Here is a 20,988-nt window from a genome sequence, read left to right as displayed (position 1 = left end):
TGTATTGGGCGTGTATCTCGCGGGGGCACCGTAACGAGCATGTTGGACACCACGCCACGGATCGGCATCAACGGGCACGCGCTGACCGACGTACAGGCCGACGTTCGCGCGGTCGCCGTCGCTGGCGCCAACCTCTGGACGTCTCCGGACGCCGTGCGCGCGCTCGACGCGGCCGCCGTCTCCGCGAAGCCTGACCTGCGCCGCTGGACCGGGGCGCACGACGTGGAGGAGCGCCGGGCACTGTGGGGCCGGATCACCAGCCAGCTGCTGCTCGGCGAGCCGGTCACGGTACACGAGGAAGTCGACGGCTGGGTGAGGGTGACCGCGCCGTGGCAGCCTTCCGCCCACGATCCTCGCGGGTGGCCGGGTTGGCTGCCAGCGGGGCAGCTCGCGCCCGCCGGCAGCCTCGCCGTCCCGATCAGGAACGCGGTGGTGACGGCCGCGACCACCGCGCTGCGCGACGCCCCCGCCGGGCGGGTGATCGTGGCGGACGTCAGCTTCGGTACCGTCCTGCCGCTGCGCGACGAGACCCCTGGCTGGCGACAGGTGGCGCTGCCGGATGGCGGCACCGGCTGGCTGTCGGCGGCGCACACCCGCATCCGCCCCGCGCTCGTCGAGCCGCCGACCGCGACGCAGGTGATCGTGGCGGCCCGGCAGCTGCTCGGCACGCCCTATTTCGTGGGCGGCATGAGCGGGCTCGCGGTCGACTGCTCGGGCCTCGTGCACCTGGTGTACCGGCGGTTCGGCGTGACCGTGCCGCGCGACGCCGACGAGCAGTACGCGCTGGGCGAGCCGATCGACCTGCCCGACGCCGAGCCCGGTGACCTGCTGTTCTTCGCCCCGCCCGGCGCGGCCCGCTTCGACCACGTGGCGCTGTGCCTGGGCGGCGACCAGGTCCTGCACGCCTCGCAGGCCGGCTGGCAGGTACTGGAGGAGCCGCTCCCGAGCTCGCGCAGGAGCAACCTGATGGGCGTGCGGCGTTTCGTGTCAACCCGATAGGGCGCGCAGGCGGGCGACCACGGCCGCCTCCTGGGCCGGCTCCGCCAGGTCACGCCAGGTGGAGAGGGCCCGGGTCAGGTACTCCTTGGCGCGATGGGTACGGCCGGCCGCGCCGTGCCACTCCCCGAGGAGCGCGGCGATGGTCGCTTCCGCCCGGCGGTCGCCGAGCCGCCGCTGCACATGGAGCGAGTCGGCCAGGAACTCCACCCCGCGCCGCGGGTCACCGAACCGCAGGTGCAGCTCGCCGATGCTCTGCCGCACGTAGGCCGCGCACGCGTCATCGCCCAGCTCCTCCAGCAGCGCGAGGGCGCGGTGCAGCTCCTCGCGAGCCCGGTCGGGCCGTCCACGCTCCTTGCGCAGGGTGGCGAGCCGGTGCAGGGCCAGCGCCTGGCGGTGCCGGTCGCCCAGCTCGACGGCCAGCTCGTACGAGGCGGTCAGCCACCGCTGGGCCGGCCCGTACCGCCGCAGTCCGAGGTGCGCGAGCCCCGTCGAGCCGTACACGACCGCTTGACTGTGCCGGTCGCCGAGCCGCTCGAAGACCTCGAGTGCCCGGCGGTACAGGTGCAGGGCCCGGTGGTACCGGCCGGCGATGCGGTGCACGGTGGCCTGCCCGGTGAGCGCGATCGCCTCGCCGATCGTGTCACCGGTCGCACCGAACAGCACCCGCGCCGTCGTGAACGCCGCCGCCGCCTCGTCGTACCGGTCGCGGTACAGGTGCAGCTGGCCGATGTCGCGCAGGATGGTCGCCTCGCCGCGCTGGTCGCCGGCTCGCCGCGCGCTGGCCAGCCCGGTCTGGTGCACGCGCCACCAGGTGTCCCGGCGGCCGCGCAGGTCGAAGTACGGCGCGAGGGTGGCCGCGATGCGCCACGCGTGCCCGTCGAACCCGTTCGCGTGCGCCAGCTCGACGGCCGCCACCAGCGCGGGTACCTCGGCCTCGAACCAGGCCATCGGGTCGCCCTTGATGTCCGCGACGGAGACGCCGGAGACGGAGATGCCGAAATAGTGCACCGGCATGCGCTCGCGCACAGAAAAGGCCCGCGCGAGCCACCCGTCCAGCACCCGTTCGATCGCCGCGCGCCGGTCTGCGAGAGCATCGCCTTCGGCAAGCTCGGCGCCGTAGCAGCGCAGCAGGTCGTGCAGCCGGTACCGGGCCTGGCCGGCGCCGTCCATGCCGACGAGTTGGAGCAGGTTGGCGTCGACGAGCAGGTCGACCACGTCTTCGGTGGCCGGGGCGTCGATCAGCGCGCCCACCACCCACGCCGGCACGGGGCCGGGGCCGAGCGTCCCCAGCAGCCGGAACGCCCGCGCGGCCACGGGTGGCAGCAGCCGGTAGCTCAGCTCGACGCTGGCGCGTACCGCGAGGTCGCCGGCGCGCAGCTCGTCGAGGCGGTGCCGTTCCAGCTTCAGGCGGTCGGCCAGGACGGCGAGCGACCACCCCGGTCGCTGGGCCAGCTTGGCGCCCGCGATCCGCACCGCGAGCGGCAGGTGGCCGCAGGCGCGCAGGATGTCGCGGGCGCTGTCGGGCTGCTCCACGACCCGCCGCCGCCCCGCCACGCGGCTGAACAGCTCCTGCGCCTCCTGGTCGGTCAGCACGTCGACGTTGACCTGGAGCGCGTCGCACAGGTCGGGCAGGCGCATCCGGCTGGTGGCCAGCACCGCGCACGCCCCCGCCCCGGGCAGCAGCGGGCGGACCTGGCCGGCGTGTGCCACGTCGTCGAGTACGAGCAGCATCCGCTGCGTGGACAGGCGAGACCGCAGCAACGCCGCGCGCGCCGGCACCTCGGCCGGGAGTGCCGGCTCGGCGACGCCCAGCGCCCGCAGCAGCTCCGCGAGCACCTCCGCGGGATCGCGGGGCGCCCCGCCGGTGCCCCGCATGTCCACGTACAGCTGCCCATCCGGGAACGCCGCGCGCACCGCGTGCCCGACGTGGACCGCGAGCGCAGACTTGCCGACGCCAGGCGCTCCGGAGATCGCGACCACCGCCGGGTGGCGGCCGGTCAGGTGCGCCACGATCCGCTCGACCAGGGGCCCGCGTCCGGTGAAGTCGGGCGGGTCGAGCGGTAGCTGGCAGATCGGGCCGGGCGTCTGCGGCCCGGCCCGCAACACCAGATCAAAGGCGGCGCGCAGCTGCGGTCCGGGCTCGACGCCCAGCTCGTCGGCGAGGATCTCGCGGGCGTCCGCGTACGCCCGGAGCGCCTCCGCCGTGCGCCCGCTCGCGTGCAGCGCCAGTACCAGCCGGCGCCAGAACCCCTCGTGCAGCGGGTCGGTGGCGAGCAGCCCGCGCAGTTCGGCGGCGGCCACCTCGTGCTGCCCCAGCCCGATGCGGATCTCCATGGCCAGCTCGACGAGCGAGGTCTTGAGCGCGGTCAGGCGGCTCTCCACCGCCTCCCACGCGGGGCTGGCCGGCAGGTCCTCCAGGAGCCGGCCGCGCCAGAGCCCGATCGCGTCCTCCAGCAGCCGCAACGCTCCCGCCGCGTCGCCGGCACCCCACGCCATCCGGGCCCGCTCGGCGCGCGCCTCGAACAGCGTCAGGTCAAGGGCCGCCGGCTCGACCGCGACCGCGTACCCGTGCGGTTTTGTAATAATCGCGTCGCCGGACAGCCGCCCGCGGAGCCCGCGCACGTACGTACGGAGGTTCGCCACCGCCGACGGCGGTGGCGCGTCCGGCCACAGGACGTCGACCAGCACGTCCGTGGAGACCACCCGACCGGGCTGCAGCAGCAGCGTGCCCAGCAGGATCCGGGGCATCCGCCCGCCGAGAGGCACGGTGCTACCGTCCGCTCCTACCTCGAGCGGACCGAGGACGCGGTACGAATGCGTATGCACCGGGGCCGATCGTACGGATCGGGGGTTACCAGATCCAGAGTTCGGGCTCGTCGTTCGGCGGGGGTTCATCGCAGATTGGGCTCACCGTTTCACCTTCCACGCGCGGGTGATGGTCTGGTCGATCCGGTTGCCGGCGCCGTCAGTAGCGATCACCCGGATCGTCGCGAACTCCGCGCCGGGCGGAGCCGCCGGCACCGTCGCCGTCAGGCTCCGCCCGCCGGTGGTCGGCACCGCGCGCCAGTGCGCGCCGTCGTCGTAGGAGACCCGGACGTCCGCGGCGATGCGGCCGCCGCGGTCATAGCCGGGCTGGTAACCGAGGTCCAGCTTCATCTTGTACGCCCACCGGGCGACCACGGTGTTCGATAGGTCGGTGCTGATGTCATACCCGATCTGGAGCAGCGGCAGCACGGCGATCTTGTCTCCGCCCGGCCGCCCGGACCGGAACGTCCACGTCGTCGACGTCGCCGTGGAGGTGGTCCACCACTCGCGGTCGTCGGTGAACCGGTCCCGGGCCACGTCCAGCGTCAACCGGTACGTCGCCTCGCGCCCCGGCACCGTGAACTGCGTGTACGGCAGGGTGGTGTCGCCGATGACGGTGTTGCCGCGGCGCAGGGTCAGCCGGCCCCGGTCCGAGCGGTAGTCCAGCCACCCGTACTGCCCGACGGCGCCGTCCGCGTACTGCGGCACCGCCACCCGGATCGCGTCGTGCGCCCGGTTGACCGGTGCCCCGTACACGTAGTCCGCCCCTGTTTCGGGCAACGCGGGCCGCACCAGCGCGCCGAACCACACCTCGCGCACCCGCTCGCTGGCCTTGTACGCGCGGCTGAGCTGGTGCATGCCGCCCTTGCGCCCCCACCCGAAGTCGAGTTCCTGCACCACCTCGTGCCGCCACGTGACGCCTCGGGTGCTGACATAGTCGGTGCGTACGCCGACGCGCTCGACCGGCCGGCTGAAGCCGAGCGCCAGGTCCATCCCGTCGACGAACCCGCTCCGGGTGTCGCGGGCCCGCAACTCCACGCCGTGCCCGTGGAACTCGCTCTCCACAGTGGCCAGTCCGGTGGCTGCCTGCCGCAGGTCGGCCGGCACCCGCCCGTCCTCCACGAACAGCAAGTCGTACCGGTAGTCCTCGCCGGCCGTCCCTGGGCCGGTCAAGTCCCAGCGGGTCAGCAGGCGGAACGTGCCCACGCTCGCCTGGCCCGTCGACGCGATGGCGTAGACAGCCGTTTCCGGGGTGAACGAGTTGCCCTCCAGCAGCGACCGGTTGGCGGTCACGCGCTGCCAGACGACGCCCAGAGCGGCCACAGTGGCCGGTCGCGGAGTGTCCACGCGCAGCCGGGTGGCCGTGCGGCCGTCGTAGCGCAGGGTCCGGTCGCCGCTGATCGTCAGCTCAGGCTCGGAGATGACGGTGGCCTCCCGGGTCACGCCCTCCTCGTCGACCACGAAGAGCAGGCCCGTCATGGCGTACCGGCCTTCCGGAACCTCCACAGTGGTCGTGGTGTTCCCGCCGAAGTGTGCGTAGTGGCGGGCGCCGCTGTCCAGGTTCCAGAGCATGACGTTGCTCCAGCTGACCGGCGCGCTCCCGTCGTGGTTGACGCCCTCGACGGTCAGCGTGCGCACCGGCGCGGCCTTCGTCACGCCCACCGGGGTCCGTACCTCCTGGCCGCCCCCACGGGCGATCAGCAGGCCGGCGTACATGCCCGCGGGCGTGCCGGCGCCGACCCGCACCGTCGCCGTGACCTTCTCCCCCGCCGGTACCGTCAGCCGGCTGGGGGTGACGTCGAGGCTCGCCGGCGTGGGGGTGGCGCCGGTGCTGGCCGCGGTCGCGGAAAGCGCGAGCGTCACCGCTTTAGCACCGTTGTTGCGGTACGTGACCTCCGCCTTGTCCTGGTTGACGGTCAGCGCCGCCGGTTCGGCGACGACCTCCTGGTCCAGCGCCGCCGCCACGTCGACCCGCCCGCTGCCGACCGCCCACAGCGGCTCCTTGCGCAGCGGGGTCGCGCTCGCCACGAGCGCCGCCTTGAGCTGTCCGGCCTTCCAGTCGGGGTGCCGCTGTGCCAGCAACGCCGCCGCGCCCGCCACGTGCGGGGTGGCCATCGAGGTGCCCGACATGGCGGTCAACGACTTGCTGACCACCTCGCCGAGACCGGTACCGGCGGCCCGCGCGGCGACGATGCCCACGCCCGGTGCGGTGATCTCCGGCTTGACCGCGCCGTCGCCGAGTCGCGGGCCACGCCCGGAGAACGCGGCCAGCTCGTCCTCTTTGGACACCGCGCCGACGGTCAGCGCCGAGGTGGCGGTGCCGGGCGTGGTGACGGTCTGCATGCCGGAGCCGGAGTTTCCGGCGGCCACCACGAAGAGCGCCCCTGAGCTGGCGGTCAGCGCGTCGACCGCTTCGGTGACCGGGTCCGGCCCCTCCAACGCCTCGGCGCCCAGGCTGACGTTGACGATCCGGGCGCCCTGACTGACCGCCCACTCCATGCCGGCGATGACCCACGACAGGTCACCGGCGCCGGCTCCGTTGAGTACCTTGCCGACCAGGAGATCGGCGCCGGGTGCGACCCCTTTGGCGGCACCCCGACCGGCGACGGTGGCCGCCACGTGCGTGCCGTGGCCGAAGCGGTCGACGGTGTCCTCTTCGTCGGTGAAGTTCGCCGCCGTGCTCACCCGGCCGGCGAGCGCGGGGTGCGTGGGGTCGTACCCGCTGTCGAGCACCGCCACCTTGACGCCCCGGCCGTCGTACCCGGACCGCCACGCCGCCGGCGCACCGATCTGCGGGACGCTGTCGTCGAGCGTCGCCCGCACCTGGCGGTTCAGCCACACCTTGCGTACCTGGCCGGCGGTCACCGCGTTCCAGTACTGGCGAGCCTGGTCCTTCTCCGCGTCGAGGGCGACCGCGCCGATGCTGCGCAGCTCCCGCCCGCGCAGGTTTTTCATGCCACTACCCGCCACCAGCAGCGGCAGCGTGTCGCTCGCCTCGTCGTGGTACCCGGCGGCCACCAGGTCGGTCAGGTTGAACAGCGCCTCGTCCACCTGACCGGAGCGCACGTACGGCACCGCGGCGTGCGGCACGGCGTACACGTCGCCGTTTCGCTGGGAGATCTGGAAGCCGCGTCCCTCGTCGGCGGTCGCGATCTGCCGCCCGTCGGCCAGTGTGGACAGTCGCACGACGTCGCCGGTAACGAGGGTGAGGCTGTGCGCCTGCCGGACGGTCGCGGGGGCCAAAAATGGCGCTACTGCGCCACTGGGGGGCTCGGCCCCCGCGGGTCCGGCCGTCGCGGTGACGGTGATCAGGGAAGCCGCCAGAATCAACACGCTGCGTAACTGCCTGGCCACGACTCCCCCAATGACGTCCCGCGCGGTACTGAGGGCAGCGTCACACCTTGTCATCACCGCCGTAAAGGATCTACGGTCAGCGCAGGTGCGCCATGTCCCAGTTGCGTCAAAGGGAGGTCCAATTGCTCCAGGCAGCCGGCCTCACCGCCGCGGAGGAGTCCACCTACCTCACGCTGGTACGCCAGGGCAGCGCACCCCTCCCCCAGCTCGCCGATCGCACCGAACTGACCGCCGCCCAGGTCCGGCGCGCCCTCGCCGGACTGCACCGCAAGGGACTGGTACACCGCACGCCGGCGCCGCACGACAAGGTGGTGCCGGTGCCGCCCGACCTGGCTGTCGAGCAGCTCATCCAGCGCCGGTTGGAGGAGCTGGAACGCACCCGTGAGGCCGCGCACCGGCTCGCCGACGAGGCGCAGCACCGCGTCGCGAACCGCAGCACCGAAGACCTCATCGAGATCGTGTCCGGCCGGGCGGCTGTCGGCCGGGCCTTCGACCGGGTGCAGCGCACCGCCCGCCGCGAGATGCGGGTGCTGGTGGCGCCGCCGTTCGCCAAGCCCAACGAGGTCAACCGCACCCAACTCGACCGGGAGGCGGCCGGCGTGGTCTACCGGGGCGTGTACGACGCCTCCGTGCTCGACGACCAGGCGAGCGCCGCGGCGGCGGCCGTGCACGTGCGCTCCGGAGAGCAGGCCCGGCTCATCCACTCGCTGCCCACCAAGCTCGCCATCGCCGACAGCGAGCTGGCCCTGCTTCCGCTGTCGTACAGCACGTCCGCACACGACGCGGCCCTTCTCGTACACCCGTGCGGGCTGCTCGACGCACTTGTCGCGCTCTTCGAGACGGTCTGGGCGCTCGCCACCCCGCTCTCCCTCGGCGACGGCTCCCTCGGGGACAGCGCCACGCTGGTCGCCGCCCCGGACGTCTCGGCCGGCGACCGGCAGCTCCTGTCGCTCCTGGTGGCCGGCCTCACCGACGAGGCCGCCGCCGCCCGGCTGGGCGTGAGCCGCCGCACGGTGGTGCGCCGCGTCCAGCACCTGATGGAGATGACCAGCTCCCGATCCCGCCTCCAGCTGGGCTGGCAGGCCCGCGAACGCGGCTGGCTCTAACCCCTCCCATGATCAGGGCGTCTCTCAAGTCGCTCTGACAGCTTCAGGGACGCCCTGATCATGGCAGTATTGACGGGCTATGACGCTCACCGACCGCATCCCACCGGACCCCGGCCCCGACGCCGTCTTCGACGCGTTCGCGGGCTGGGCCGCTGACCAGGGACTCAGCCTCTACCCCCACCAGGAAGAGGCGCTGATCGAGGTGGTCTCGGGCGCCAACGTGATCCTGAGCACGCCCACCGGGTCCGGCAAGAGCCTGGTCGCCACCGGCGCGCACTTCGCCGCCCTCGCCACCGGGCGCACCACCTTTTACACCGCGCCCATCAAGGCACTGGTGTCGGAGAAGTTCTTCGCGCTCTGCGACATCTTTGGCGCCGCCAACGTCGGCATGCTCACCGGCGACGCGAGCGTCAACGAAGACGCGCCCATCATCTGCTGCACGGCCGAGATCCTCGCCAACATGGCGCTGCGCGAGGGTGCCGACGCCGACGTGGGCATCGTCGTCATGGACGAGTTTCACTTCTACTCCGAGCCCGACCGGGGCTGGGCCTGGCAGGTGCCGCTGCTCGAACTGACACAGGCCCAGTTCGTGCTCATGTCCGCGACGCTCGGCGACGTGGCGTTCTTCGAAAAAGACCTGACGCGGCGCACGGGGCGGTCGACCGCCGTCGTCCGCTCGGTCGAGCGGCCGGTCCCGCTCATTTTCTCGTACGCGATGACGCCGTTGCACGAGACCATCGAGGATCTGCTCGCCACCAAGCAGGCACCCGTCTACATTGTCCACTTCACCCAGGTGGCCGCGCTGGAACGCGCGCAGGCGCTCATGAGCGTCAACGTCTGCACCCGCGCCGAGAAAGACGCGATCGCCGAGATGATCGGCAACTTCCGGTTCACCGCGGGCTTCGGCAAGACGCTGTCGCGGCTGGTCCGGCACGGCATCGGCGTGCACCACGCAGGGATGCTGCCCAAGTACCGCCGGCTCGTCGAGACGCTCGCCCAGGCCGGGCTGCTCAAGGTGATCTGCGGCACCGACACGCTCGGCGTCGGCATCAACGTACCTATCAGGACGGTGCTTTTCACCGCGCTGAGCAAGTACGACGGGCAGAGGGTGCGGCTGCTCAAGGCCCGCGAGTTCCACCAGATCGCCGGCCGGGCCGGGCGCGCCGGCTTCGACACGGTCGGCACCGTGGTCGTGCAGGCACCCGAACACGTCATCGACAACGAAAAGGCCCTCGCCAAGGCCGGCGACGACCCCAAGAAGCGCCGGAAGGTGGTGCGCAAGAAGCCGCCCGAGGGCTCCGTGGGTTGGGGCCAGCCGACGTTCGAGCGGCTGGTCGCCGCCGAGCCGGAGCCGCTGACGTCGGTTTTCGCCGTCAGCCACTCGATGCTGCTCAACGTCATCGGCCGGCCCGGCGACGCGTTCGCCGCCATGCGACACCTGCTCACCGACAACCACGACGACAGGTCCGTCCAGCGCAAGCACATCCGGCGCGCCATCGCCATCTACCGCGCGCTGCTGGCTGCCGGCGTCGTCACCGCGGCACCGGTGAGCCTCACCGTCGACCTGCAACTCGACTTCGCGCTCAACCAGCCGCTGTCGCCGTTCGCGCTCGCCGCCATCGACCTGCTCGACCGCGAGTCGCCCACGTACGCGCTCGACGTGCTGTCGGTCATCGAGTCCATCCTGGACGATCCGCGCCAGGTGCTCTCCGCGCAGCAGTTCAAGGCCCGCGGCGAGGCGGTCGCCGCGATGAAGGCGGAGGGCATCGAGTACGAGGCGCGCCTCGAACTGCTCGAAGACGTGACCCACCCCAAGCCGCTCGCCGACCTGCTCGACGTGGGCTACGAGGCGTACCGCAAGGGCCACCCGTGGGTCTCCGACTACCAGCTCTCGCCGAAGTCCGTCGTGCGCGACATGTACGAGCGGGCGATGACGTTCACCGAGTACGTCGCCTTCTACGGGCTGTCGCGCTCCGAGGGGCTGGTGCTGCGATACCTCGCCGACGCGTACAAGGCGCTGCGCCAGACGGTGCCCGACGAGGCCAAGACCGAGGAGCTGATCGACCTCATCGAGTGGCTCGGCGAGCTGGTCCGCCAGGTCGACTCCAGCCTGATCGACGAGTGGGAGCGGCTGCGTTCCGGCCTCTCCACCGTCCCCACGACAGAACAGCGCCCGCCCGACGTCTCCCGCAACGTGCGCGCGTTCCGGGTACTGGTGCGCAACGCCCTCTTCCGCCGCGTCGAACTGGCCGCCCTGCGCCGCTGGTACGAGCTGGGCGAGCTGGACGCCGAGTCCGGCTGGGACGCGGAAGCGTGGGAGGAGGCGCTGGCGCCGTACTTCGAGGAGCACGACGAGATCGGCACCGGCCCCGACGCCCGCGGCCCCGCCCTCCTGATCATCGACCAGGGCCGCGAGACCTGGACGGTCCGCCAGATCCTCGACGACCCCGAGGGCCATCACGACTGGGCCATCACCGCCGAAATCGACCTCGCCGAGTCCGACGACCTGGGCGCCGCCGCAGTCCGCATAATCTCCGTAACCTCATGATCAGGGCGTCCCTCAAGTCGTTAGAACAACTTGAGGGACGCCCTGATCACGGTGGGGGTGGTCAGGAGAAGTTGACCGTGATGAAGCGGCCGCGGTAGATGGTGACGTCTTCGTACAGGTCGTCGCCGTTCAGGCTGTTGACGTTGTACGAGACGACCACCTTGTTGTTGGTGCTCAGCTCGGGATGGGCGTGCGGGTTGTACGTGTACACGTTGCCGTTCCCGTACGTGCCCAGCACGCCCGTCTCCGGGGTCGTGTAGAGCAGCGTCTTGTCGGTGAACGGGCCGGTGGGGTTGTTGCCTACGTAGCCGACGATCTTCGCGCTGAACAGCTCCGTGGTGTCCTGGGTGATCAGCAGGTACTTGCCGCGCCACGGCGTGACGCTGTGCTCGTTGCTGACGCCGTCCATGATGCGCACCGAGTCGGACTCCGTCGTGGACCAGCCGCCGCCGGTCCAGTACTCCCACTGGCCGCGCAGGTTGCGGTCAGCCGCGCGGGCGACGTGCAGGTACTTGCTGACGCCCTTGTCTTCGACGCCGTAAATGTAGATGTAGTTGCCGATGATCTGGAGCCACGCCGCCCACGTCACCTCGGTCGACGAGGGGAGGGGCGTGAAGCTGATCGGCTGGGTGAGGTTGGCGGTGGGGATGCGGGCGAGGTGCGTGCCCACCCAGGCGAAGTCCCACTGCTCGGGGCCGGTCTTGGCGAACTCGACGACGATCTGGTTGAGCACGCCACCGATGCAGATGCCCGCGCCGAGCCAGCACCAGTTGTCGGGGTTGGACGGCTTGAGCAGCGTGTCGGGCGCGGAGGCGGTGCCACCGTAAACGGTGGTGAGGCTGTTGCCGTTCTGCACGATGAAGGAGTTGCGCAGGAACGGGGTGTCGAGGGGGCGGCCGCCGCCGGGGTTGACCGGGCCGAGAAACGTGTCCGAATAGATCCAGAGCCGCTTGCCGCCGGGGATGCTGGTGGAGTACGTGCTGTCGGCACCGGTCCAGCCGACGCCGCTGTTGCCATACGTGTTGAAGAGGTTGTTGAGCGCGGCATTGGGCGCTGCCGACGCGACGGGGAGGGCGGCGGAGGCGGGTCGGGCACCGGCGAACGTGAGGGCCGCGGCGCCGGCTACGCCACCGAGGAGGGTGCGTCTTTGCATGACTCTCCTTTTTGGTTAGTGCGGGTTGTCCTGGTGCGGGGTTGGAAGAGCGGCCGGGTTGACGGCGAGGAGGCCACCGTCGACCCGGTATTCGGCCCCGGTCACAAACGACGCGCGGTCGCTGGCGAGGAACGCCACCACTTCTGCGACCTCGGCGGCGCGGGCGACCCGGCCGAGCGGGTGGCTGCGCCCCCAGCCGGCGACCGTATCGTCCACGGTGGACCCACCGCGGAAGATGTCGGCGGCCCAGCGCAGCATGGGTGTGTCGACTGATCCGGGACAGACGGCGTTGACGCGGATGCGGTCGGCGGCGTGGTCGAGCGCCATCGAGCGCACCAGCGCGTTGATGCCGGCCTTGCTGGCGGCGTACGCGGCCACGCCCTGCTGCGACACGAACGCCTGGACGGACGAGACAGCCACGATCGCGCCGCCGCCTCGGGCGCGCAGATGCGGTATGGCGGCCCTGCAGGCCACGAAGACGCCGGTGAGGTTGACGTCGATGATCTCACGCCACAGCGCGTCGGTGGTGCTTTCGACGGTGCCGTAGCGCTGGATGCCGGCGCTGGTGACGAGGATGTCGAGGCCACCGAAGCGGTCGACGGCGGTGGCGACGAGGCGCTCCATGTCGGCGGGCACCGTGACATCTGCCCGCACGCCGACGACCGTCTCGGTCGCCGGCGGCGGATCGTCGAGTCCACAGTAGACGACCGCGGTGCCGTCGGCGGCCAGCCGCTCGACGACGGCGGCGCCGATCCCCTGTGAGCCACCGGTAACGACGGCGACCTTCATATGACCTCCACCGACCAGTCGACGGAACGGGACGACCAGGGCGCGAGAGTCATGGCCGAGCCGTTGGCGACGGCGTCGGGCAGGCCGTTGGTCGGGTAGCTGGAGAACGGTTCGAGGCCGGCCACGTACGCCCGGCCCCACCACGGATGGCCGGTCGTGTCGCCGAACTCGTGCCACAGCCACAAGTACGGCAGCGTGGCGGCATCCCACTTGACGCGTACCCCGGCGTCGCCGTCGGGGCGCCGCAGCTCGTACCAGCCCTCCGTGAAGCCGGTCAGGTAGCAGACGTCGCTGGGCGCGCCGGGCTCGGGAATCACCGACAGGTCGACGGTGCCGCCGTCGGGCGTGGGGACGACCGGCCACGGGTACGGGCCGCCCTCGGCGACCGCCCGGCGCGGCGGGTTCAGCGTGACCTCGTGCGGCTGGACAGTCACGCCCGGCGGGAGGGTGATCCGCGATCCGGGGATCAGAAACGGTGCCCCGTACGCCAGGTGCTGCCCCCACATCGCGTGCGTCTCGACCGGCGCCTCGCTGGTGACCGTCGACGACACGGAAAGGCGCGCCTCGCCCGAGGCCAGGCTGAGCACCTTGGAGACCCGGAACGGCGTGCGCTTGGTGCGCACGGTGAGGCGGACCGCGACACGTGCGGGGTCGTCCTCGACGACCTCGCACTCCCACGGCAGCGCGACCGCCTCATCGTGCTGGTCCAGCACCGCACCCCGGTACGTCGCCGGGGCGCCACCACTCGGGAAGATCTCCTGCCAGCCCCCCGGGTACGAGTCGAAGAAGTCGCCCTGTCCCGGCCAGGAGGTGCCGGGCGTCAACCAGATGAAGTCGAGGTCGCGCGGCTTGTGGTTGAACTCGATGATGTGCGCGCCGTGCAGCAGCACGGTGACGCGGAGCAGTTCGTTTTCCAGCACCACGGCGGGCGTGCCGCGCAGGGCGCCGTGGTGGATGCGAGCAGCGAAGTTTCTCACGATGGGTCCGCCCAGCGGTCGTTGGGAATCAACGGGTACCAGCCAGGGCGGGCGGGGTCGCGGTCGTACGGGTACCCGCCGAGCTCGCGGTACAGCTCGGCGTATCGGGCCACCCGCTCGCGGTCGAGCCGCACGCCGAGTCCCGGCCCGTCCGGCACCGCGATCGTACCGTCCACATAGGGCATCTTCCCGCCAACGATGACGTCGTCGCGCAGGTGGTGATAGTGCGCGTCGGCGGCGTACGTGAGGTTGGGCAGTACGGCACCGAGATGCAGCATCGTGGCGAGCTGGATGCCCAGCTCTCCCGACGAGTGCACGGCGACGCCGAGCTGGAACGTCTCACACACCGCGGCCGCCTTGACGCACGGCCGGATGCCTCCCCAGAACGTGGTGTCGAGCAGGATCACGTCGACGGCGGGGTCGCGCACGTTCGTGGCGAGCTGCTCGAAGTTGACGACAACCGTGTTCGTGGCCAGCGGGATGCCGAGGTCGCGCAGCTGCCGCATCCCGTTGAGGCCCCAGGTCGGGTCCTCGAAGTACTCGTTGGGCAGGTCGCGGATCGCCTGCCCGAAGCGCCGCGCCTCCGCCACCGACATCGACCCGTTGGGGTCGTACCGGAACCGGTCTTCCGGCCACGCCGAGGCGAGCGCCCGATAGCACTCCAGCTCGTACCCGGGCGGAAACACGCCACCCTTGAGCTTGTGCACGGTGAACCCGTGCGCGTCGCGCAGCTCGCGCGCGTGTGCCACGAGCTGCTCGGGCGTCCGCACCTCCCCGTCGCCGCTCGCGGAGGCGAGCCGGAAGAACAGGTACGACGCGAATGGCACCCGGTCGCGCAGCTTGCCGCCGAGCAGGTCGTACGCCGGCACGTCGAGGTGCTGTCCGATGAGGTCGAGGCAGGCGAACTCGACGGCGGCGAGCAGCTGCGTGCGGTTGTTGTAGAGGCTCGCGGTCGGGTTGGCGATCGCGAACCGCAGCGCCTCCAACGCGAACGGGTCGTGCCCCACCAGGTACTCGCGCAGCCCTCGGATGGCGGCTTCCGCGCTCTCTCCCCCGCCGCCCAGCTCGCCGAGGCCGATGAGGCCGTTGTCGGCTTCCACCTCGACGATCGTGCGGACGAACCGCCCCCAGTGGGCGCCGTTGGAGTGCCGCAGCGGCGCTTCGAGCGGCACCGTCACGGTCGTGGCGCGGATGTCGACGATTTTCATCGGAGCCGGGCCGTCCGGTCGATCGAGACGGCGACGAAGCCACCGGCCGGTATCTCGACGTCGATGACGCCGTCCGATATGGACAGCGGTTCGAGCGATCGTTCGAGGCTGGTGCCGAGCCAGGCGCGCTCGGCACCGGGGAAGCGCAGGAAGGTGCGCACGGCCGTCTCCGAGACCGACGCCAGATACACCACGACGTCGTGGTCGCGGCGCGACGGTCCGATGCCGGCGACCCGCACCTGCGGGTGGTCGACCGAGGCGACCCGCCCTTCCGCTGGAGACGGCGCACCGGTACCGGTTAGCGGCACCGCCACGAACGCGTCGGTGAACCCGGCGGCGGTGGCCGGTCCGAGCACACGCGGATCGGCGCCCGCCGCCGAGGCGACCGCGTACCGGAACGTGGTCTCGCCCTGCTGCTGCGCGGGAAAGTTGGTGTCCCAGATGTTGTTCATCGCCCAGGAGTAGACGGTGCCGGGCTCGGCCGGCGACGGCTCGAGCGTGGGCGGGAACGGCGCGTACGGCAGGAAGATGTCGCCGTACATGACGAGCGGTGCCTGCAGCGTCGCCCACACCGCGGTGACTTCGCCGTCGTCGAACGCGACCCAGTGCCGCACCGGCGTCATGTGGCTCGCGGCACCCGGCACGACCGGAGCGTCGCCGCCGCCTACGCCGCCGGTCAGCTCCCACGCGACCGGTGCCGGCATCGCGAACGGGAACGCGAAGAACACACTCTCCTTGGCCGGCGCGCCGTCCTTGTAGAGCTTGTTGGTGATGTCGACGCGCGGCACGCCGGCGATCAGCGTGATGGTCGTTCGCAACCACCGCACGCCTTCGCCGTCCAGCTCGATCTCCAGCGTCTCGCCGACGGCCGAGCGGGTGGCCCGGATCAGCGAGGCCCGCCGCCCGATCGAGCGCCCCGCGAGCAGCGCCAGGTCGCCCTCGGGCGCCTCGATGTGCCCGGAGAGGTGGTTGACGTGCGGTGCGGTCGAGTACCGCTCGTACACGTACTGGTTCATGCCGGCGTACGCGCCGCCGTTGACGAGCTCGCGGCCGGCGCGCTTGTCGAATATGGACCTCAGCACGCCGTCGCGCGGGTCGACACTGACCCGGTAGTACTCGTTCTCGATCTGCCACGAGTCAAGAGATTCGACCGAGGAAGGTCCCGATCCGGGGACCACATCGACGCGCGCGTGCCCCACCGATGGGACCGCGACGACGAACCGCAGATGCCGTCCCGCCGGGCGTGTAGGCCAGTCTTCGGGCCGCACCGCCGACTCCTCGAAAGGCAGCACCGCACCGGAACGCGCGTCCACGATGGACACAGCGGTGTCGAGCGGCACGACGCTCGCCGGCAGGAAGGCTTCGACGAGATCCGTCCGGTCCGCCGGGCCCAGGTTGGTGACGAGGTACGAGGTCAAAGCATCCGCTGCCGGAGCGAGGCGCGCGCCCAAGCGGTGCGCGCCCGCGTGCCGCAGGTCGTCGGCGTCGTCGGCGCCCGAATACGCCATCTCGCACTTGCGGGCCCACTGCAACCCGCCCGAGTCGAACCCGTCCTCGTGGTCGTGCCACGGGTTGGCGGCGCCCCACGTGTGCTCGTCGAAGAGGCCGAGCTTGTCGTAGACGGCGTCCACCTCAGCGGTGGCGTCCGCGCCCGCGAGCGTGTGCAGTGTCTCCGCGTGCCGCACCGCGTGCTGGGCCCGCCGGGCGTACCCGAGCGGCCGCGCGCCGGAGCCGAGACCGTCGGCCCACCAGTCGGTCCAGTCGCCGCTGTGCTCGGGGACGCGGTCACCGATGCGCGCCTCGGCGTCGACGAAGAAGTCGGTGTTCGTCGACATGCGCAGTTTCGGGTACGCGTACTTCTCGTTCCAGGCACGAATCACGGATGGCGGCACGATGGACGGTCCGGCGTTGTCGGCGTTGCCGCCCTGCACCCGCAGATGCAAGACGTCGTGCGGGTACGGTTCCTTCTTCGTGAGGGTGTGACCGCTCCAGCCGAACGCCTCCCGGCCATACGGCACCGGCTCGTTGGCCAGCAACCACAGGTACCCGGGCAGGAACTCCTCCGCGGCCGGGAAGCTCTCCGCGAGCCCGACCACGTTGCCTTCCATGTACGCCATGCCGTGTGGCGTGTCCGTGAACCACACCAGCAGCCGGTTTCCGGCCGGCGACCGCCACCAGAACGGGCGACCCAGCTCCTGCCCACCGGTGAGGAACGGCACCGAGCGGCCGGCCCAGTTGTGCGCCGCCGAGAGGTACCGCACGCCGCTCGCGGCCAGCGCGTCGACGAACCCGATGACCGCGCCGGGCACGTCGGTGTGCATCGCGGAGGTGACCGGGATGCCGTGCCGCTCGCGCAGGTCGTCGGTGAAGCGCAGCAGCCGGTGCAGTTCCTCCACCGAGCACGCCTCGGTGTGCAGTTGGAACGGCATCGCCGTCACCTCGATGCGCCCGTCTCGCGCCAGCGCCAGGAACCGGTCGACGGCTGCCTTGTCGCGCGCGTCGAGCCAACGGCGTACGGGCAGCGCCGACTCGACGGTCCAGCGGAACCGGGCGTCGTCGGGCCAGTCGTCGGTGGCCGCGGCCAGGTCGAGCGCGGAGTCCAGGTACTCCAGGTGGTTGCGAAGCACCACACCCTGCCGATCGGTGTATCCGATGTCGAGGTGCGAGTGGTGTACGACGTGGACCGTCCACTTGCGCTGTGGCTGTACGACGAGCGTGCCCGAGCCGACACCCTCCACGGACACCGTGACCGCACGCGGCGAAGCAACCTCGGGCAGCCACAGGTCGTCTCCGGCGACGCCGCTGTCGAGTACGGTGTCGCCGTCACGCAGTTCGATCGAAGCGCCGGCAGGCGCGCCGGTGACCCGGACGGCCTGGTGGAGCGGATCGCCCCGAAACAACGGCAACGCGGCGGCTCTGACCGAGCCCGCGACAACAACCGTGCCGGCACCGGAAAGCGTCGAGCGCATGTCGTCGTAGCCAGGCGAGCCCAGGCTCGCGCGCAGCAACCGACTGGTCATGGTGTCCTTTCGAGTCAGAACTGGCCCAGGGCGAGACCCCGCGCGAAGATGCGCTGGGCGCCGAGGAACACGAGCACGGTCGGCAGCGACATGACGAGGCCGGCCGCGAGCACCACCGGCACGGTGCTGCCGGAGTATGCGCTGGACAGCGACGACAGGGCGGTCATCACCGGGCGCACGGTGTCGGTCTGGGAGAGGGTGAGTCCAAAGAGGAGGTCGTTCCAGACGAAGGCGAACTCCAGGATCAGTACGGCGCCCAGTGCCGGCACCGCCAGCGGCAGGTAGACGCGCCAGAAGATGCGCCATACCGACGCGCCGTCGACCCGGGCCGCCTCGTAGATGGAGTACGCGATGCCGGTGAAGAAGTTGCGCATCACGAACGCGGCGAGCGGCACGCACACGGCGGTGTAGACGAGCAGCAGCCCGGCTCGCCGGTCGTACAGGTCGGCGCTGCTGTATCCGAGGAACAGCGGGATCAGCAACATCTGGGTCGGGAAAATGGTGCCGCCGAACAGCAGCATGAACCACCAGAACCCGGCCCGCAGCCGGAGCACCACGATGGCGTATCCCGCCATGGCACCCAGCACCACCGCGATCGCCGGTGACGCGACGCTGTACAGCAGCGTGCTGGCGAGGCTCGGCCCGAGGCCGGCGGCGTCCCACGCGAGCTTGACGTTGTCGAAGAACCCGATTTCGGTGTCCGGCACCCAGATCTTCGACACCTCGAAGTCGGTGCTCGGCCGGAACGCGTTGACCAGCAACAGGTACACCGGCACGAGCCACAGCGCGCCGAGGAAACCCAGCACCCCACGACGGATCATGACAACTCCTCCCGCGCCCTGACCTGGCGGCGCAGGTACGCCAGCGTGATGGCGCCGGTGGTCAGCGTCAGCACCATCGCGACCGCCGAGCCGTACCCGTACTCACCGGCGACGAACGCGTCGCGGTACATCGTCACGGCGAGGGTCTCCGAGTTGCGTCCCGGCCCACCCTGCGTCATCACCCACACGATGTCGAACGTCTTGAGGCTGGCCACCAGCGAAAGCCCGACGACCACTGTGGTCAGTGGCGCGAGCAGCGGCCAGGTGACGTGCCGGAACAGGCGCCAGCCGGTGGCACCGTCCATCCGCGCCGCCTCCAGCGGCTCCTTCGGGATCGACTGGAGGCCCACCAGGAAGAGCAGCGCGTTGACGCCGGTCTGCTGCCAAGTCCACGCGACGATCATCGAGAGCGTGTTCCACGGCTCTTCCAGGAGGAACGACGTGTGGGCGCCCGGCAGGCCCAGCGCGCCAAGCACGTCGTTAGCCGCGCCACCGCTCTGCAGGATGAAGCCCCAGATGACGCCGAGCCCGGCTCCCGACAGCGCGTACGGGAGCATGAACGGCAGCCGCAGCCAGGTGCCGCCCCGGACTCCGAAGCTGAGCAGCGCCACCAGCAATCCCAGCCCCACCGGCACGACGGTGGTGCCGACGACCCACATCAGCGTGTTGCGCACCGACGTGATCAGGGCCGGGTCGTCGAAGAACCGGGTGAAGTTGTCGACGCCGATCCACTGTGGGGAGTTGAGCCCGTCGTACTCGGTGAAGCTCAACACCACCGTGTAGAGGAATGGCGCGTAGAGCAGCAGCGCGACGATGATGGCCGCCGGCGAGACGAACCCGATGCCGCCCCACTGGGCGCCGCGGTCCTTCCGCCCGCCGTGCCGGCCCCGGCCCCCGGCGGCCGGAGCCGCCGGGGAACGGGAGGTAGTCGCCGTGGCGACCGACATCAGCGGCCCTTCCAGTACTCGTCAGCCGCCTTTTGGATGTTCTGGAGCTGCTTCATGTAGCTGCCCGTGTCGACCATGAACGCCCCGAACGCGTCGAGCGCCGCGGTCAGCACCGGCGCGGGCGCCGCCTCGAAGTACCGGTTGGCGAGGCTGTACTCGCCGTCGCCGGCCGCCTTGGCGATGGTCGCGAGACCCGGGTCGGGGATCGTCACCTTCGGGTTCGCCGACACGTCACCGCGGCTGTTGGCCCACTTCTCCTGTGCCGGCTGCTGCACCCACCACTTCATGTACTTGGTGCTGGACGCGGTGTCCGGCGCCTTCGCGAGTGAGCACAGTGGACCACTCTCGAACGCCACCGTGTTCTTGCCCGAGCCCGGTGTGACGGTGGGGATGACGAACATGCCGTAGTCCTGGCCGGGCTTCATGCCCTGCTGGGTCATGCTCGTGTTGAACCAGGTACCGAAGATGCCCATCGCCGTCTTGCCGGTCTTCAGCTGGACGGCCGGGTCCTCCTTGCTGCCCGGGTCGGAGAAGTATCCACCGTCGATCATCTGCTTCCAGCGCTCCATCACCGCGACCACACCGGGATCGGTGTACTTGGCCTCACCGGTGGCGAGCTTGTTGTACAGCTCAGGGTCGGTGCCGATGAGCAGCTGCTGGAACCACACGAAGCTGAACAGCACGGACGTGTGGTAGAAGGGCTTGATTCCCTTGCCCTTCAACGTGTCCGCCGACGCCATCAGCTCGGCCCACGTGGTCGGCGGCTTGACGCCGTTGTCGTCGAAGACCTTCTTGTTGTAGAACATCACCCAGTACGAGATGTTCAGCGGGACGCAGTACTGCTTGCCGTTGTACGTGTAGGTGCTCTCCAACTCCTTGGAGAGGTCACCCGCCGCGACGGCTTCCTTCCACAGGTCCGTGGTCTCCGCGACCTGCCCGGACTCGACGATCTCCTCCAGCCGGCCACCGGTGCTCCAGGTGAACAGGTCCGGCTTGTTGTTGGTGCGGAAGGACGCCTTGATGAACGCCGAGTAGGTCGGCTCGTCGGTGTACCCCACCGGCTTCATGCCGATGCCGATCTGCTCCTGGCTCAGCTTGCCCACTTCTTCGAAGTACGGGCCCCAGGCGCCCTTGTCGTTGTAGAGCTTCAGCTCGGTCTTGGTGCCGCTCCCGCTGTCCTTGTCGTCGCCGCCTCCGCAGGCGGTCAGAGCCAGCGAGGCGGCCGCGACCAGAGCGGTGAGTACGCGTGCCCGCACGAACT

At 70.9% G+C, this 20,988-nt stretch carries 13 protein-coding genes; 3 read left to right on the top strand and 10 right to left on the bottom strand.

Annotated elements, in window-relative coordinates; translation table 11 throughout:
- Positions 1 to 39: 39 nt before the first annotated feature.
- A complete protein-coding gene (locus tag QMG73_RS14005) occupies positions 40 to 999 on the top strand; it encodes a C40 family peptidase (RefSeq protein WP_281895465.1) in 960 nt (319 codons plus the stop codon).
- Here the strand turns inward: QMG73_RS14005 and QMG73_RS14000 are convergent.
- Positions 988 to 3,825, bottom strand: coding sequence for an AfsR/SARP family transcriptional regulator (locus QMG73_RS14000; protein WP_281895462.1), 2,838 nt, complete (start codon positions 3,823 to 3,825; stop codon positions 988 to 990). The genes QMG73_RS14005 and QMG73_RS14000 overlap by 12 nt on opposite strands.
- Positions 3,826 to 3,906: 81 nt before the next feature.
- On the bottom strand, positions 3,907 to 7,047 hold the full coding sequence (locus tag QMG73_RS13995; RefSeq protein ID WP_281895459.1) for a S8 family serine peptidase: 3,141 nt from the start codon (positions 7,045 to 7,047) through the stop codon (positions 3,907 to 3,909).
- Positions 7,048 to 7,280: 233 nt separating this feature from the next.
- Between QMG73_RS13995 and QMG73_RS13990 the strand changes: the two genes are divergently transcribed.
- Together QMG73_RS13990 and QMG73_RS13985 are read left to right on the top strand one after the other, a co-directional pair.
- Positions 7,281 to 8,264, top strand: a complete 984-nt coding sequence (locus QMG73_RS13990; protein ID WP_281895455.1) for a TrmB family transcriptional regulator — start codon at positions 7,281 to 7,283, stop codon at positions 8,262 to 8,264.
- A 79-nt stretch (positions 8,265 to 8,343) separates the two neighbouring features.
- Positions 8,344 to 10,812: a DEAD/DEAH box helicase gene (locus QMG73_RS13985; RefSeq protein WP_281895453.1), complete on the top strand. Its 2,469-nt coding sequence runs from the start codon at positions 8,344 to 8,346 to the stop codon at positions 10,810 to 10,812.
- Between the two features lie 61 nt (positions 10,813 to 10,873).
- Here QMG73_RS13985 and QMG73_RS13980 read toward each other — a convergent pair whose 3' ends face one another.
- From QMG73_RS13980 to QMG73_RS13945, 8 genes are read right to left on the bottom strand one after another with little or no spacing between them, the layout of a single operon-like run.
- Positions 10,874 to 11,965 carry a DUF4185 domain-containing protein gene (locus tag QMG73_RS13980; RefSeq protein ID WP_281895451.1) on the bottom strand — a complete coding sequence of 364 codons (1,092 nt, stop codon included), beginning with the start codon at positions 11,963 to 11,965 and terminating at the stop codon, positions 10,874 to 10,876.
- Between the two features lie 15 nt (positions 11,966 to 11,980).
- A complete protein-coding gene (locus QMG73_RS13975; RefSeq protein ID WP_281895449.1) occupies positions 11,981 to 12,754 on the bottom strand; it encodes an SDR family NAD(P)-dependent oxidoreductase in 774 nt (257 codons plus the stop codon).
- The gene (locus QMG73_RS13970; protein ID WP_281895446.1) at positions 12,751 to 13,731 is read right to left on the bottom strand and encodes a DUF4432 family protein; all 981 of its coding nucleotides are present in this window, start codon (positions 13,729 to 13,731) and stop codon (positions 12,751 to 12,753) included. The genes QMG73_RS13975 and QMG73_RS13970 overlap by 4 nt, the downstream gene beginning before the upstream one ends.
- Complete coding sequence (locus QMG73_RS13965) at positions 13,728 to 14,939, bottom strand: enolase C-terminal domain-like protein (protein WP_281895443.1); 1,212 nt, start codon at positions 14,937 to 14,939, stop codon at positions 13,728 to 13,730. Before QMG73_RS13965 ends, QMG73_RS13970 begins: the two co-directional genes overlap by 4 nt.
- Positions 14,936 to 17,959, bottom strand: coding sequence for a glycoside hydrolase family 38 N-terminal domain-containing protein (locus QMG73_RS13960; RefSeq protein WP_281895440.1), 3,024 nt, complete (start codon positions 17,957 to 17,959; stop codon positions 14,936 to 14,938). The genes QMG73_RS13965 and QMG73_RS13960 overlap by 4 nt, the downstream gene beginning before the upstream one ends.
- 14 nt (positions 17,960 to 17,973) lie before the next feature.
- A complete protein-coding gene (locus QMG73_RS13955; RefSeq protein WP_281895437.1) occupies positions 17,974 to 18,780 on the bottom strand; it encodes a carbohydrate ABC transporter permease in 807 nt (268 codons plus the stop codon).
- Positions 18,777 to 19,727, bottom strand: coding sequence for a carbohydrate ABC transporter permease (locus QMG73_RS13950; protein ID WP_281895434.1), 951 nt, complete (start codon positions 19,725 to 19,727; stop codon positions 18,777 to 18,779). The genes QMG73_RS13955 and QMG73_RS13950 overlap by 4 nt, the downstream gene beginning before the upstream one ends.
- Positions 19,727 to 20,983 (bottom strand): ABC transporter substrate-binding protein, encoded by a 1,257-nt coding sequence (locus QMG73_RS13945; protein WP_281895431.1) that lies wholly within the window; start codon positions 20,981 to 20,983, stop codon positions 19,727 to 19,729. Before QMG73_RS13945 ends, QMG73_RS13950 begins: the two co-directional genes overlap by 1 nt.
- Positions 20,984 to 20,988: the final 5 nt, after the last annotated feature.

The organism is Phytohabitans aurantiacus (genome assembly GCF_027923225.1).
GTDB classification, from domain to species: Bacteria; Actinomycetota; Actinomycetes; order Mycobacteriales; family Micromonosporaceae; genus Phytohabitans; species Phytohabitans aurantiacus.
The sequence above is the reverse complement of the archived record's forward strand: the minus strand, read 5'-3'. Positions and strand labels throughout refer to the sequence as shown.